Below are 15,924 nucleotides of genomic sequence, written 5' to 3'. Positions count from 1 at the left end.
GAGGAACAACCCCACGTGTCAGACACCCCCGGTGCGAGTACTCCCGGCACCGCCGGAGCAGAGACCGAACGACCGCTCACGGTACTGATCGGCGCCGACACCTTCGCCCCCAACGTCAACGGCGCCGCGCGATTCGCCGAGCGTCTCGCAGCAGGTCTCGCCGAGCGCGGCCACGACGTGCACGTCATGGCCCCCGCCGGCAACCGCAAGCATGGCACCTGGAAAGAGGTGCACGAGGGTCAGGAGATCACCGCTCACCGCCTGCGGAGCTGGCGCTGGTATCCGCACGACTGGCTGCGCTTCGCGCTGCCGTGGCGCATCCGGCAGAACAGCGCGAAGGTCATCGACCAGGTCAAGCCCGATGTCGTGCACTTCCAGTCGCACATCATCACCGGTCGCGGCCTCTCGGTCGAAGCCCAGAAGCGCGGCATCCGCATCGTCGGCACCAACCACTTCATGCCCGAGAACATGCTCGAGTTCACGCTGCTGCCCGCTGCATGGCAGGAATGGGCCGTCGGCCTCGCGTGGAAGGCGGCACGCCGCACCTTCGGCCGCGCCGAGGCCGTGACGACGCCGACCCGCAAGGCCGCGCAGTTCCTCGAGAAGCACACCGGTCTCATCGGCGTGCACGCGATCTCGTGCGGCATCGACGCGCACAAGTACTCGCCGAACTGGGAGCCGCGTACCGAGAACCGCATCCTCTTCGTCGGCCGTGTGACCGGCGAGAAGCAGATCGACGTGCTGCTGCGCGCCCTGACGCTGCTGCCGAAGGAGCTCGACGCCAAGGTCGAGATCGTCGGCGGCGGCGACCAGAAGAAGCACCTCGAGCACATGGCGGTCGAACTCGGCATTGCCGACCGGGTGAAGTTCACCGGCTACGTGACCGACGACGAGCTGCGCGAGGCCTATCACCGTGCGTCGGTGCTCGCGATGCCGTCGATCGCCGAGCTGCAGAGCATCGTCACCATGGAGGCCATGGCCTCGGCGCTGCCCGTCGTCGCGGCCAACGCGATGGCGCTGCCGCACCTCGTGCACGACGGCGAGAACGGCTACCTCTTCGAGCCGAGCAACGCCGAAGACCTCGCCGCCAAGCTGCGTGTGGTGCTCGAGGCCTCGCCGGCCGAGTACCGCGCGTTGAAGGAAGGGTCGATCCGGCTCATCGCAGCGCACGACATCCAGCGCACGATCTCGACCTTCGAGAGTCTGTATCGTGGGAAGCTGGTGACCGATCCGGTCACCGATGTCGCACCGGCCGCCACTTCCGAGTGACCCGGAGCGCGGGGCGGTAGCTCAGCTGGTCAGAGCAGTGGACTCATAATCCATCGGTCACGGGTTCAAGTCCCGTCCGCCCTACGGTGAAGAATTCCCGATCGCCGCCTGTGGCGGTCAGGGGTGAGGTGAGTGGGCTGGCCCCCCTCACTCGGTGCCGGCGTGCGCGCGACACCGGAAGGAATCGGACACGCCCCGCCTCGTCAACGTCGATGAATCCGGGGCGGGGCGCGTCCGCCGATACCAACCGGCTGGCGCAATCTCACCCGGTCCACCCAGCTGGTGTGGTGAGCGAGACCTCGACCCGAACGCGCGGCCTCACTGACAGTGAGGTTAGGTCGCCGTTCTCCGGATGGCCTCACTCGATTCGGGTGAAGTCGGCCCGGAACTTGACGTGCGCAAGACACCGAGACAACAGGGATCCGCCCGCGCTTGCGTCTGAGGGATCCGCTGCGGGGCGGATCCATGGCCCGCTCTCGATCGACGGGGGCAACGGCAACGGTGATCAATGAGTCCTGGAATGGTGACATCGCCGCTGGAGGCACGGAAGCGCTCGGATTCACCGGAACCGGGACTGCGCCATCGACGAACCCTGTCGTCGCGTGCGCCGCTGAGTAGTTGAGGGGCTCTGTGGAGCGCGTACTCGCGCGCGTCCCAGAGCTTCCGGCGTCAGGGCACGGTGATCGCGGCACGCTCGTCGAGTTCGCCCAAACGGAGCCAAGTTCGCATCCGACGATATCGGCGTAGTCCAGGGATCGGCACACGTGGCCAAGAGTTCATTCGCGTGATCGTGACCGGCGACGGCCGCGTCCTCTACGCCTTTCCGGTCAACGTAGTGCACCGAGATGGAGATTACATACGATGCCCGGGTCGATCTCACCCAAATCGAGCGATGGGGTCTGCACCCGAGGCCTGCTAGTGTCCGGCAAGACGACCAGTCGTTTCGCTCACGGCGCATGACGTGAGGATGGGCAGTCAGGTCGAGGTCGTCGCGGGGGAATGAGCACGTCCGTTCGAGGGGGGCCCGAATGTCACTGGTCGACACGCTGAAGACCAAGCGCCGGATAGCGCCGCATTCACGTCTGGTGGTCGTGATCGTGACGGTCCTCAGCCTGCTTGCGGCCGTGGCGCTCGCCCCGCAGGCGGCATTCGCCGGCCCCGGCAGCCTCGTCAACGGGGTCATCTGGGCCGATGCGAATCGCGACGGCCAGAGAACCGCCGACGAGAGCGTGAAGGCCGGTGTGACGGTCCAGCTGGTGTCGTCAACGACCGGGACGGTGGCGGCCACGACGACGTCGGCCGCGAACGGCACCTACAGCTTCGCCAACGCCGTCGACGGCAGCTACTTCGTGCGCGTCGTCGCTCCCGGCCCCTTCCGCTTTCCCGACGCGGCCGGCGGGCTGAACGACTTCCAACGCGCGGAGGTGCCGACGGTGGGCAATCCCGAGCGCGGGATCACGGCGGCCTTCACGATCACCGGCGCAACGCAGGCGACCGGGTTGGATGCCGGACTCCAACCCATCTCGACCTTGGAGATCGACCGGCTCGAGATCCCGAACTCCTGCGACGGATATGCGACGACGGGCACGCCGCCCTTCGACGCGGCGGCCGGGCCGGGCCTGGACACCGGACCCGACAACTGCATCGTGCGCGTCGGCGACACGGTGCTGCAGAACTACTCGGTCTCACTCACGGGCCTGCCGACGGGCGTGAGCGTGCCCAATGTCGTGATCGAGTTGACCATCAACCCGGTGCCGAACCCGAACGACCCGAGCGATGTCGCAGACTCCACGTTCCAGCTCGCCGGACCGGGCACCAACGGGCTGCCGGCCGGATGCCTCGCCGCGGCGAACGGGGCGAACCCGCCGTCGTCGGCGACGACCGAACCCGATGGATCCATCACCGTGGTGTGCAACCTCGGGCCGATGTCGTCGAACGTCGGCACGGTGCAGCTCGCCTACCGCTTCGCAGATGACACGCCGATTCCCGGGTTCGGCGAGGTCACCGCCCACGCTTACGCCGGTCAGGGCGACGCGGCACCGTCGGGCACCGTTCAAGGTCCCGTCATCGAGGTGACCGGCACCGCGGAGTGGGAGGCGAGGAAGTCGCTCCAGGCCGGACCTTTCGCGTCGAGCCGCACCATCAACGGAGTCGTCACGCCGGGATTCCGCGTGCAGTACTGGATCGACATCGTCAACCTCGGCGGTACCGGCGGGTCCGACCTGGAGTGGCCGATCATCTTCACGGACCGGATGACGAAATTCCCCAATGCCGTGATGTACGGATGCGAGGATCGCCGCACGGACAACATCAGCCTCAGGAGTGGCTGGACCGTCACCTGCCCGATCGACGAGGCGGCGGGCGCGGATGGCTGGAACATGTCGGTGAGCAAGCCGTCGAACTCGCCGTACGACAGCACGCGCATCCTGGTGCTCGCCTTCGTGCCCACCTCCGATGCGTACCGTTCGGTCGAGCCGACCTGGCAGCACGGTGACACCCCGCCGACCGGGACCGTGGCCTGGCAGAACAACGTCGAAGACACCGACGGCTGGCACATGATCGGCGGCCAGCTGAACAATCCTCCCGGCGGCGTCGGCCCCGGCTACGAGCCCGGCTGGGACGGCACGACCGCGACTGACGACAACATCGTGCCGAGCCAGTTCAACATCTCCGAGCCACGATGGGACTTGGCGAAAACCAACACGGGGAACGTCGCGTTCGTGGATGGTGCCCTCGACAACAACCCGGCAACGCCGCCGGTACCCGGCTTCTCCGTCGTGTACCAGTTCAGGGTCGACGAGTCGAACGGCAACATCCTCAGCACCAACCTCGACAACATCGCGTTCAAGGACCTGATGCCGGACTGGCCGGATGCCGTGCTCACGGGATGTCTCGGTCATTCCGGCAACTTCAACACCGGCACACCGACGTGTGAGACCGGGGTGCAGCCCGCCGATGGCTGGGACATGAGCTTCACCCCCAGCGCGAACGGCAACAACACGAAGACGAACACGTGGCAGGCGTTCTTCTTCGTGCCGACGCCGACCGTCCCCGACCCGTGCCGCGCGAACGTGAACGACACGCTCACGTTCCGCAACGAAGCCCAGAGCACCAATGGCTGGACGGCGGACGACTGGCCCATGAACGACACCGGGTTCGAGCCCGGCTGGGATGGCACGACCGCGACCGGCAACAACGTCTCGACCCGCACGTTCAACGTGCGCAGCACCGTCAGCGACTGCGGCACACTGCGAGGCGACAAGCAGTACGAGTCGCTCGCAGGCGGACTCTCGAACTGGAACCAGTTCTCGCTCGGCGACGTGGTGAACTCGCACGTGTGGACGACGGCGAGTACCAACCGCATCGCCGTCACCGACCCGGTCGTGTGCGACGTGTTCGACGTGTCGGTCTGGCGCGTCTCGGGCAACCCGCTGGCTCCGATCACGGGCGCTGACCCGAACCCGCACCTGCAGGCACGGACGGCCACGATGAATCCGGCGTTCGACCTGACCAACTACGTGATCGAATACGGCATCGGCTCCAATACCGTCGATACGCAGACGGGCACGGGCAATGGACTCGACAATACGGCGAATGTGACCGACGTGCGGGGGTGCCGGGACGACGAGGGGCCGTGGAGCACGGATCCCGCGGCGACCTTCGGCGGGGACTGGCGCGACGAGGTGAACATGGTCCGCGTCCGCCCGGTGGACGCCGGGCACGTCGAAACCGGCCCGTTCACGCTCGGCCTGTACCTGCCGCTGCAGTCGCGCTGGCAGTACAACGGCGGCCCCAACGCCGGCGAGGACATCCCGCAGGGTGTGCTGCTGAACAACTCGGGCAGCTGGCCCGAGACAGGCCAGGACGGCGGCATCATCTACGACGATGTCTCGCGCCAGCTCGCGGCGAACCTCCCGATCACGGGCTACAAGTACTTCACCAACGCGGCAGGCAACGCGTGGGCCGACAACACGACGGTCGCCTCGGGCCAGCGGGTCCAGTCGTGGGCCGGTCTCGAAGTCGACTGGTCGGGCATCCGGAACACCGGTCCCAACCGCGGCGTCCAGGCGCCAGGAGCAGAGGATGCCATCGGATTCCCGGTCGACAATCCCATGGTCTGCGACACGTTCGACGTGTCGGTGTTCCAGCTCGACGCCCCGGCATGGTTCACGGCGCAGGGCCGCGCCACCGCATCGGAGTACGTCATCGAGTACGGCGTCGGCACCAATGCCGTCGACACCCAGACGGGAGCGCCGGTCGGCGGGCTGTACCCGGTGGATCGAACCTCGCTCCTCGGCGACAACACCGGATGCCGCGACGACTCAGGCCCCTGGCACACCGACCCGGCCCAGTTCGGCGCCGACTGGCGCGACCAGGTCAACATGGTCAGGATCCGCCCCGTGGCACCAGACCACGTCGAGCACTCCGCGTTCCGGCTCGACTTGAAGATGTTCCTGCGGGCCCGCGGGTCGTACAACGGCGGCCCGAACGACGGTGAGCCGCTGCTGACGGGCGTCCGCCTCTCGAACATCGGCGGCTGGTCGACCGGTCCCCGCGGTGACAATTGGGCCACGATGCAGCAGGAGCTCCGGTACCAGGGGCTGCAGCTCATCGTCGCGAAGTCCGCCGGGCAGGCGACGTACCTCCCTGGGCAGGACGCCATCTGGAACCTCAGCGTCGGCGTCAACAACGCGCCCATCGGCGCCGTGGTGGAGAATCTCCGTCTCGTGGATACCGTTCCGGTCGGCCTCATCTACAACGAAGCCTGCACCAGGAGCCGACTCCCAGCCGGCGTGACGGTCAGCTACAACGCGGCGACGCGCGAGGTGACGTTCCTCCTCGGCGACATCACGACCACCGCGGCCAACTACTGGATCCGCACCGGCGCTACCGCCCTCCAGCTGTGCGCGACGCTGGAGACGGTCGCGCAACCCGGCGACAGCTACGTGAACCAGGTGCAAGCGATGTCGGACAGCGCCGAGAACGCGCCGACGGCGAATGCGACCACCACGGCGACCGGGTCGGGCCAGCTGGGTCTCGTCAAGAACGTCGACAAGCCGTTCGTGGCCAGCGGCGAGGAGTACACCTGGTCGCTCGATTGGGCCAACACCTCGACGGTGATCGCGTTCCAGCCCACCGACCTCATCGACGTGCTGCCATGGAACGGCGACGGCGATCCGGCGGCCGGGTCGGCTCGCGGGCAGTACGCGTCCGATTACGAAGGCACCGCGGAGCTGACCGGTGCGCTCGCGGCGCCGACCTACATCCGCGGAGCCACCGGCAACGTGCCCGGTACCTGGTACTACTCGACGGCGGACCCCGCGACCCTGAACCACGACCCCCGGAACCCCGCCAACGCGAACCCCGCGGCCGCAGGAGGACTCTGGCTGACGGCCGCGGAGATCACCGACTTCGGCGACGCGACCGCGGTGCGCTTCGTCTCGAGCGAGTGGCTCGCCACGGGCACTCGCGTGCGCGCCGAGATCCCGATGGTCTCGACGAGCGACGAACTCGACAACATCTACGCGAACCGGGCGGAGATCTACTCGGCCACGTTCCCGAACCAGCCGCTGCTGTCGAACGAGCCCTACGTGCTGATGCCGGGCTTCGCCCTCGGCGACCTCGTGTGGCTGGATCTCAACGGCAACGGCCGCTTCGACACGGGTGAGCAGGGCGTACCCGGCGTCACCGTCGAGGTGCGCAACGCCGATGGCGACATCGTCGCGACCGAGACCACGGATGCCGCGGGCCGATGGAGGGCCGAAGCCATACCGGCCGGCACGTACACCGCCCACATTCCGGCGTCGATGTTCGCCTCCGGCGGGCCGCTCGCCGACACCGTCGTGCGCACCGCAGGATCGAGTGCCGCGAACGGAGTGAACGAGCGCGGCGACAACAACAACACCGCGTCGACGGACCCGGTTGATGCGGGCCTGACGAGCTCACCGGTCACACTCTCCTATGAGCGGGACGAGCGCGAGTTCCTGACCGGCGCGAACGGACCCGAAGGCGACGATGTCGCGGGCCTCGGCAACGACCTCATCCCCGACGCGTTCAGCAACTTCACCCTCGACCTCGCCCTCATGCCCGCACCGGGCATCGACATCGAGAAGTCGACGAACGGTCAGGACGCCGATGACCCCACAGGCCCGAACGTGGCCGTCGGGGGCGCCGTGCGCTGGACCTATGTGGTGACCAACACCGGTGACGTCGACCTCACGAACGTCACGGTCACCGACGACCAGATCGATCCCACGGCGATCGACTGCAGTGGCACCGGCTCCAACGTCGTCGCCGGACCGCTCGCTCCGGGCGCATCCTTCACCTGCGTGGCGAACGGCATCGCGGTCGAGGGCCAGTACGAGAACATGGGCACCGTCGTCGGCCTCGACCCGGCCATGGTGCAGGTCACCGATGAAGACCCCTCGCACTACTTCGGTGCGACACCCGAGGTCGACATCGAGAAGGCGACCAACGGCCAGGACGCCGACGACCCGACCGGGCCGTTGGTGACCGTCGGCGGTGAAGTGCGGTGGACGTACGTGGTGACGAACACCGGCAACGTGCCGCTCACGAACGTGACGGTCGTCGACGACGTGGTGTCGGCGGCCGACATCGACTGCGATGAGACCGGCGGCAACATCGTCGCCGGGCCGCTCGCACCGGGCGAGTCGTTCACCTGCGTCGCCTCCGGAGTCGCCGTACTCGGGCAGTATGCGAATCTCGGCACCGTGACGGGCACGGCCCCGGACACCACCGATGTCGACGGGAACACGGTGGCGGGTGTCGTGGTCGATGACGAGGACCCGTCGCACTACTTCGGCATCGCGCCGACCGTCGACATCGAGAAGTCGACGAACGGTCAGGACGCGGACACTCCGACTGGTCCGCTCGTGGCAGCTGGTGGTGACGTGCGGTGGACGTATGTCGTCACGAACACCGGCAACTCGGATTTGACCGACGTCACGGTGACGGACGACCTGGTGGATGCCGCCGACATCGACTGCGCCGGCACCGGCGGCAACGTGATCGCGGGACCGCTGGCACCTGGCGCGAGTTTCACCTGCGAGGCCGTCGGCACGGCCATCGCAGGTCAATACGCGAACCTCGGCACGGTGACCGGTATCGGGCCCGTGACCACCGACGTCGACGGTGCGAACGTCCCGGGTATGGAGGTGTCCGACGAGGACCCGTCGCACTACTTCGGCATCGCGCCGACCGTCGACATCGAGAAGTCGACGAACGGCCAGGACGCCGACGACCCGACCGGGCCGAACGTGACCGTGGGCGGTGAGGTGCGGTGGACCTACGTGGTCACGAACACCGGCAACTCGATGCTGACCGACGTGACAGTCACCGACGACCTGGTGGATGCCGCGGACATCAATTGCAGTGACACCGGAGGCAACGTCATCGCCGGCCCGCTGGCGATCGGTGCCAGCTTCAGTTGCGTCGCGACGGGAACGGCCGTGCTCGGACAGTACGCGAATCTCGGCACCGTCACGGGTGTCGGCCCTGAGACCACCGATGTCGACGGCAACCCCGTCGCCGGCATCACGGTCGACGACGAGGACCCGTCGCACTACTTCGGCGTTCAGCCCGCGATCGACATCGAGAAGGCGACCAACGGTCAGGATGCTGACGACCCGACCGGGCCGATCGTGAACCGGGACGGCGCGGTGCGCTGGACGTACGTGGTGACGAACATCGGCAACGTGCTCCTCACCGACGTCACGATCGTCGACGACCTGGTCGCCGCTGCCGACATCACGTGTGAGGGCGCCGACGGCAACGTCGTGGCCGAGCTCGCGGCCGGCGAGTCCGTCGAATGCACCGCGAACGGCACCGCCATCGTCGGGCAGTACGCGAACCTCGGCTCGGTCACCGGCATCGGCCCGGTGACGACCGATGTCGACGGGAACCCGGTGGCCGGAGTGCTCGTCGAGGACGATGACCCGTCGCACTACTTCGGGGTGGACGCCAGCGTCGATATCGAGAAGGCAACCAACGGTCAGGACGCGGACACCCCGACCGGTCCGCTCGTCGCCGCCGGCGGCGATGTGCGGTGGACGTACGTGGTGACGAATACCGGCACCGCAGACCTCACGGACGTCACGGTGACGGACGACCTGGTGGATGCCGCCGACATCGACTGCGCCGGCACGGGAAGCAACGTCATCGCGGGGCCGCTGGCGCCCGGCGGCACCTTCACGTGCGTCGCGAACGGCACGGCCATCGAGGGTCAATACGCGAACCTGGGCACCGTCACTGCTCTCGGGCCCGCGACCACCGATGTCGACGGCACTGTCGTCGCGGGCACCGAGGTCACAGACGAGGATCCGTCGCACTACTTCGGCGTCGTCCCCACGATCGACATCGAGAAGGCGACCAACGGAGAAGACGCCGACGAGCCCACCGGCCCGAATGTTCCGGTCGGCGGCGCCGTCGAGTGGACGTACGTGGTGACGAACACCGGCAACGTCGACCTGGTCGACGTCACGGTGACCGACGACATCGTCGACGCGGCAGGCATCGATTGCGATGGCACCGACGGCAACGTCATCGCCGGCCCGCTGGCGCCGGGGGAGTCGTTCACCTGCGTCGCGACGGGCACCGCCATCGCAGGTCAGTACGCGAACCTCGGCACCGTCGTCGGTACCGGCCCGGAGACCACCGACGTCGATGGCGGCTCGGTCGCCGGCACCGTGGTCGCCGACGAGGACTGGTCGCACTACTTCGGCGACATGCTGCCGATCGGCACCCCGCCCGTGAACCCGCGCACCACCACTGGCACAGGCGGTCTGGGGGACACGGGCGTCGCGGTCGTCCTCCCACTGGCCGCCGGAGCCCTATTCCTCGGAGGGGGACTGCTGTTCTTGCTGCTCGCACGTCGCCGTACGGCGAAGGACGTGGTCGAGTGACCGTCGCGCCGGAGCCGGACCATCCCCCGGAGGGCCGGCATCGGTGCGGTCGCGGCACTTTCCTCGGGACGAGCGTTCGCCCCGCGACGTCTGCGACATGAGGGGACGCTCGCCGGCAATTTGTGCCCTGTTTGAGGGGTAGGGTGCGCAGTGTGTCGCACTGGCGACGGTCGGGGGTGCAGGACTAGGTTCGGGGTACACGAGCCGTTCGGCACTGCCGCTCCCGGCTCTCTCGGGGTCGGATCGGGGGACGGTCATGGAGCTGCTCAGGAGCGGGTTGCGCAGCGCATCAGTGAGCCGGGCGGGCATCATCGAGAAGTCACGCGTTGCTTCGATCGTCGCCGTCACTGCTCCGGCCGGGTACGGCAAGTCGACGCTGCTGGGTCAATGGGCAGAGCTGGAGCAGCGCCGCACGGTTTCCCTCACGCTGTCCCCCTTCGACAACGACCCGTCAGCGCTGCTGAGCGCGATCGCGACCGCGTTCACGATGGCCATGCCCGACTTCGACGGGTTCTTGACCGTCAGCGAACAGCCCGCCGTCGGCACAGCGGTGCTCGGCCAGATGGCACCCCGGCTCGCCGCGGCGATCTCGAACGTCGACGACCCATTCGTCCTGATGATCGACGACGTGCATGAAGCGTCATCCGCCCGCTGCCAGGATGTACTCGAGGTGGCATTGGCACGGATACCACCTGGATCACAGGTAGTGCTCGCCAGCAGACACGCGCTGCCCTTCCTCGCGCGTCTCCGACCAACTGGAGAGGTGCTCCAGGTCGGATCGGTCGATCTCCAACTGGACACAGCCGGGGCTCGGCAGGTATTCGCGTACCTCGGAGCCGGCGACCTGACCGACACCGATCTGGAACATCTGCTCGATCGGACCGAAGGCTGGCCGACTGGCATTGCTCTCGCCGCTATCGTCGCGCGAGAGGGCGGCGATCCGGTCGGAGTACTCGGCGACGACCAGACGATCGCCGAGTATCTGTATCGAGCATGCTTCGCCAGGCTGGAACCTGACGATCAGGAGTTTCTGCGTCGCACCGCGATCTTCGATGAAGTCGCGGCTGCGTGCAGCGACGCAGTGCTCGGACGAGAGGATTCGCGAGCGAAGCTGCAAGCGCTCGATTCCCGCGGGCTCTTCCTCGTCGAGTTGAACCGGCGCGAAGGTCGGTATCGATACCATCAGCTCTTCCGCGAGTTCCTGCTCGGCGAGCTGGAGCGCTCGGAACCGAGCCTTGGACGCCGGCTGCATCTCGGGGCAGCTGCATGGTACGAGGCGCACGAGAAGATGTCGCACGCGATCGATCACCTGTTGTCGGCGAACGAGCACGATCGCTCGGTGCGACTCGTTGCCGAGCGTGCACAGACCGCCTACCAGGCTGGCGAGCTCGCCGCCGTGGAACGGTGGATGAACGACCTGGGAGAATCGGCGATCCGCGCGTACCCGCCGCTCGTCGTGCTCGCCGGTCTGCGCGCGGTTCTCGACGGTCACGCAGCAGAAGCCGATCGGTGGGCCAATCTGCTCGAGCAGATCGAATACGACGAACCTCCGGAATCCGGACTGCCGAGCTACGCCTCTGGGTGGGCGATGCTGCGCGTCATCATGTGGCGAGACGGCCTCGAATCGGCCGCTCGCGACGCCAAGTACAGCGTGAGCTGCGAATCGTCGACGAGCCCCTGGCGTGACCAAGCACTCCATCTCTACGGGTGGACCCTGCAGCTCAGCGGCGACCTCGAAGGCGCGATCGCCGCCTATGAGGAATGCACGAGACAAGCGATCGCGTTCGGCAACCCCGACTCAATACTGCTCAGCGAGGCCGAGCTCGCGGTCATCGCGCTCGACGCCGATGCGGTGGACGAGGCCAGCAGCCATGCCGAGCAAGCTCTCTCGGTGATCGAGGCCAACGGCCTGCACGGTTACATGACGACCTGCCTTGCGCTTGCGGTCGGTGCCCGGATCGCGCTGCGGCGTCGAGACACGGCCCGGGCGGAACATCTCCTTGCACGAGCGATGCGCGACCGCCCGCTCTGCACGTACGTGACGCCGATCTTCGCCATCAAGGTGCGAATCGAACTCAGCCGCGCCTACATCGCCCTCGGCAATACCGCGACTGCCGCACATCTTCTCAACGAGATCGAGGAGCTCCAGCGATTGCGCCCGGACCACGGCACGCTCGACGAGGCGGTCGATGACGTTCGAGCCTCGCTCGACAAGAGCCGTGCCCTGCTCGGTGGTTCCCCGCTGACGCCGGCGGAGCTCCGTCTGCTGCCCTACCTGCAGACGCATCTCACGATCTCGGAAATCGCCGATCGCCTCTTCGTCAGCCGGAACACCGTGAGTTCGCAGGTCGGATCGGTCTACCGGAAGCTCCAAGTCACGACTCGAAGCGCCGCTGTCGAGCGTGCCGGGGAGATCGGGATCCTCGGTTAGCCGGCGAGCCTAGTCGCTGCCGGGAACGAAGGTCTCAACGTCGAGCTCCAGAGCGACGAGGAGGTGCTGCGCTGCCGAGACCGTCCGCGGCATCCCGACGAAGGTGGCGACGCCGAGGATGACTTGTACGAGTTCGCGTGTGCTTACCTGCGCCCGTGCCGCCTCGTCGGCGGCTGCGGAGAAGGAGGCATCGGTGCCGCCCATCGCGACCAACGCCGCAAACCGTGCGATCGCCCGGTCGCGCGGAGCGAGAGCTTCCGTCGCCGCGACCGAATGGGACTCAGGACCCAGCTCGTCAGCATGAATCGAGAGTCGACGCAGTTGATCGATGTAGTCCACGCGATTCCCCTCACATGTCGATGTGAGGCGAACCCCACACAGAGTGCTCGACCTCGGCTGCTCCGTCGTCTCGGTGTATTCCAGTCGGCCGCAACGCGATCCGCATCATCCAGATCAGGCGAATTGGTCTGATTCGGGCGATCATCATGCCATCTGAGTGATGCCATGTCGGATGCCGGCCGAGGAGAATTATCATGAGCGTCAACGTGTGCGAGAAGCGGTCACCTGAGGGCAGGAATCGGCCGCAGCGCGACAGATGGGGGAGATCAGACAGATGGGGGAGATCATGGGGAAGAGAACGAGCGAACGGAATTCCGTCGTCGGGGGTCCGTTGCCGAGTGCGAGGACGCTGCCGTTCCCTCCGAAACCGTCGGGAAGCTTCGCAGGCCGCACGCTTCAGGAGTCGACGTACTCGCCGCTGCCGCCCGAGCAGCACTTGCCCGCGGATGCGCCGAACGTGCTCGTGATCCTCATCGACGATGCCGGTCCTGCACTGCCGAAGCCCCTCGGAGGGCTCGTCGAGACACCGACGCTCGAGCGCGTGCGCACGGCCGGCATCGGGTTCAACCGATTCCACACGACGGCGATGTGCTCGCCGACGCGTGCGTCGCTGTTGACCGGACGCAACCACCACCGGGTCGGCAACGGGCAGATCGCCGAACTGGCGAACGACTGGGACGGATACTCGGGCCATATCCCGAAGTCGAGCGCAACGATGGCCGAGGTGCTGCGCAACTACGGCTACTCGACAGGTGCGTGGGGGAAATGGCACAACACGCCGGCTGAGGAAACCACGACGGCGGGACCGTACGACCGCTGGCCGACCGGCTACGGGTTCGAGTACTTCTACGGGTTCCTCGCCGGCGAGGCATCCCAATACGAACCCAACCTCGTTCGCAACACCACTGGCGTGCTGCCGCCGCGTTCCCCCGAGGAGGGCTACCACCTCAGTGAGGACCTCGCCGACGATGCGATGCGATGGCTGCGCGACCACAAGGCGAACGCGCCCGACAAGCCGTTCTACATGTACTGGGCGACCGGGGCCATCCACGGCCCGCACCACATCATGAAGGAATGGGCCGACAAGTACGCCGGAAAGTTCGACGACGGCTGGGACGCCTACCGCGAACAGGCCATCTCCGGGGCGAAGGCGGCCGGCTGGATCCCCGACTCCGCAGAGCTCACTCCGCGGCCCGAGAGCCTGCAGGGCTGGGACGAGATCCCCGAGCACCAGAAGCCGTTCCAGCGGCGACTGATGGAGGTGGCCGCCGGGTTCGGCGAGCACGCCGACGTGCAGGCCGGGCGTCTCATCGACGAGGTCGAGCGGCTCGGCTACCTCGACGACACGATCATCGTCTACATCTGGGGCGACAACGGATCGTCGGGAGAGGGCCAGAACGGCACGATCAGCGAGCTTCTCGCTCAGAACATGATCCCGACGACCATCGACCAGCACATCAGCGCGCTCGAGGAACTCGGCGGCCTCGATGCGCTCGGCTCGCCTGCGACCGACAACCAGTACCACGCGGCGTGGGCGTGGGCCGGGTCGACCCCGTACCAGGGCATGAAGCTCATGGCCTCGCACCTCGGCGGCACCCGCAACCCGATGTTCGTCCAGTGGCCGGGGCGCATCGCGCACGATCCGGAGCCGCGCACGCAGTTCCATCACGTCATCGACGTGGCTCCGACGATCTACGAGATCCTCGGAATCTCGCACCCCGACATGGTCAACGGCATCCCGCAGGATCCCATCGACGGCACGAGTTTCGCCTACGCGATCGACGACGCCACCGCGTCCGAGCGGCATCGGGTGCAGTACTTCGAGATCATGGCGAGCCGGTCGATCTACGCCGACGGCTGGATCGCATCGGCCACCGGCCCCCGGCTGCCCTGGGTTCCGGGAGCTCCTCCCGGAATCGCGACCTGGACACCCGATGCCGACACCTGGGAGCTCTACCACCTCGACGAGGACTGGTCGCAGGCCCACGACCTCGCTGCGGATCACCCCGACAAGCTCGCGCAGATGAAGGAGCTCTTCGCGATCGAGGCGGCGAGGAACGAGGTGCTCCCGGTGGGCGGCGGACTCTGGGTGCCCGTCTACCACCCCGAGTACCGGCTCGGCCCGGCCTACACCGAATGGGAGATGTCGGGCGACACCGTGCGAATCCCCGAGTTCTGCGCGCCCGCGCTCGGCAACAAGCCGAACACGGTGACGATGAAGCTCACGCTGCCCGAGAAGGCGAACGGCGTGCTCTACAAGCTCGGCGGCGCCGGCGGCGGACTCACTGCGTACCTCGTCGACGGCGTGCTGCACTACGAGTACAACCTGTTCCTCGTGCAGCGCACGATCATCGCCTCATCGTCGCCCCTGCCGGCAGGTGACGTCACCGTCGAGGTCCAGACCTCGTACGTCGAACCACGCCCCGGAGGACCACTGAAAGTCGTGCTCCGGGTGGACGGCGCCGAGGCCGCCTCAGGCACCGTGCCGGTGAGCGCCCCGCTGCTGTTCTCGGCGAACGACTGCCTCGACATCGGCCGAGCATACGGCGGCGCGGTGTCGCGCGCTTACGTCGACCGCATGCCCTTCGAGTTCGATGGCAGGATCAACGCGGTGCACATCGCGTACGACACGCCGGCGAAGGGATGACGCGAGCACGCCTCCAACGCCAACTCTGGACACGGGCGGCGGGTACCTCATTTGATTCCTTCGTACTCTCCCTAGAGCCCGTCGCGTCGGACGCAACGTAATCTCGCGTGAGCGGTCTCTGCGGTTGGGGTTCGCGGAGGCCGATCTGCCAGCAGAAGGTCGCGGGTGCTTCGTCGTCTTGATGGGGAAGACGCGAGGCGTTGAGTCCGGGAGTATGCGCGCGGTCTGGCGGGCATTGTCTTCGTGGGCGCTGGTCCCATGAGGGTCAGCGGAATTCGCCGTCCCATTCGTAGACGACGGTGCGGAGCGTGATCGTG

6 protein-coding genes and 1 tRNA gene are annotated in these 15,924 nt (G+C 67.2%); 6 read left to right on the top strand and 1 reads right to left on the bottom strand.

Features of this window, described 5'->3' with window-relative positions:
- The first annotated feature begins 15 nt into the window (after nucleotides 1-15).
- The 5 genes from VPH61_RS14305 to VPH61_RS14290 all read left to right on the top strand — a co-directional run bounded on the left by VPH61_RS14305 (nucleotide 16) and on the right by VPH61_RS14290 (nucleotide 12,621).
- Nucleotides 16-1,269, top strand: a complete 1,254-nt coding sequence (locus tag VPH61_RS14305) for a glycosyltransferase (protein WP_332064181.1) — start codon at nucleotides 16-18, stop codon at nucleotides 1,267-1,269.
- Nucleotides 1,270-1,279: 10 nt separating this feature from the next.
- Nucleotides 1,280-1,353, top strand: a tRNA-Ile gene (locus VPH61_RS14300).
- Nucleotides 1,354-1,734: 381 nt separating this feature from the next.
- Nucleotides 1,735-1,887, top strand: coding sequence for a cellulose binding domain-containing protein (locus tag VPH61_RS18860; RefSeq protein ID WP_442879107.1), 153 nt, complete (start codon nucleotides 1,735-1,737; stop codon nucleotides 1,885-1,887).
- Nucleotides 1,888-2,297: 410 nt separating this feature from the next.
- Nucleotides 2,298-10,190, top strand: a complete 7,893-nt coding sequence (locus VPH61_RS14295; RefSeq protein WP_332064180.1) for a DUF7507 domain-containing protein — start codon at nucleotides 2,298-2,300, stop codon at nucleotides 10,188-10,190.
- A 256-nt stretch (nucleotides 10,191-10,446) separates the two neighbouring features.
- Entirely contained in the window at nucleotides 10,447-12,621 is a 2,175-nt protein-coding gene (locus tag VPH61_RS14290; RefSeq protein ID WP_332064179.1) for a LuxR C-terminal-related transcriptional regulator, read from the top strand.
- Between the two features lie 9 nt (nucleotides 12,622-12,630).
- On the opposite strand, the gene VPH61_RS14285 is transcribed toward VPH61_RS14290, so the two are convergent.
- Complete coding sequence (locus tag VPH61_RS14285) at nucleotides 12,631-12,960, bottom strand: carboxymuconolactone decarboxylase family protein (protein ID WP_332064178.1); 330 nt, start codon at nucleotides 12,958-12,960, stop codon at nucleotides 12,631-12,633.
- Between the two features lie 436 nt (nucleotides 12,961-13,396).
- On the opposite strand from VPH61_RS14285, the gene VPH61_RS14280 reads away from it, so the two are divergent.
- Nucleotides 13,397-15,607, top strand: a complete 2,211-nt coding sequence (locus VPH61_RS14280; protein WP_332064177.1) for an arylsulfatase — start codon at nucleotides 13,397-13,399, stop codon at nucleotides 15,605-15,607.
- Nucleotides 15,608-15,924 lie beyond the last annotated feature (317 nt).

The organism is Agromyces sp. CCNWLW203 (genome assembly GCF_036576125.1).
GTDB lineage: Bacteria > Actinomycetota > Actinomycetes > Actinomycetales > Microbacteriaceae > Agromyces.
The sequence above is the reverse complement of the archived record's forward strand: the minus strand, read 5'-3'. Positions and strand labels throughout refer to the sequence as shown.

Bases quoted from the DNA above. Each gene is read 5' to 3' on its own strand.
- VPH61_RS18860 (WP_442879107.1), top strand. From the start codon at position 1,735: ATGGCCCGCTCTCGATCGACGGGGGCAACGGCAACGGTGATCAATGAG.
- VPH61_RS14295 (WP_332064180.1), top strand. From the start codon at position 2,298: ATGTCACTGGTCGACACGCTGAAGACCAAGCGCCGGATAGCGCCGCAT.
- VPH61_RS14290 (WP_332064179.1), top strand. From the start codon at position 10,447: ATGGAGCTGCTCAGGAGCGGGTTGCGCAGCGCATCAGTGAGCCGGGCG.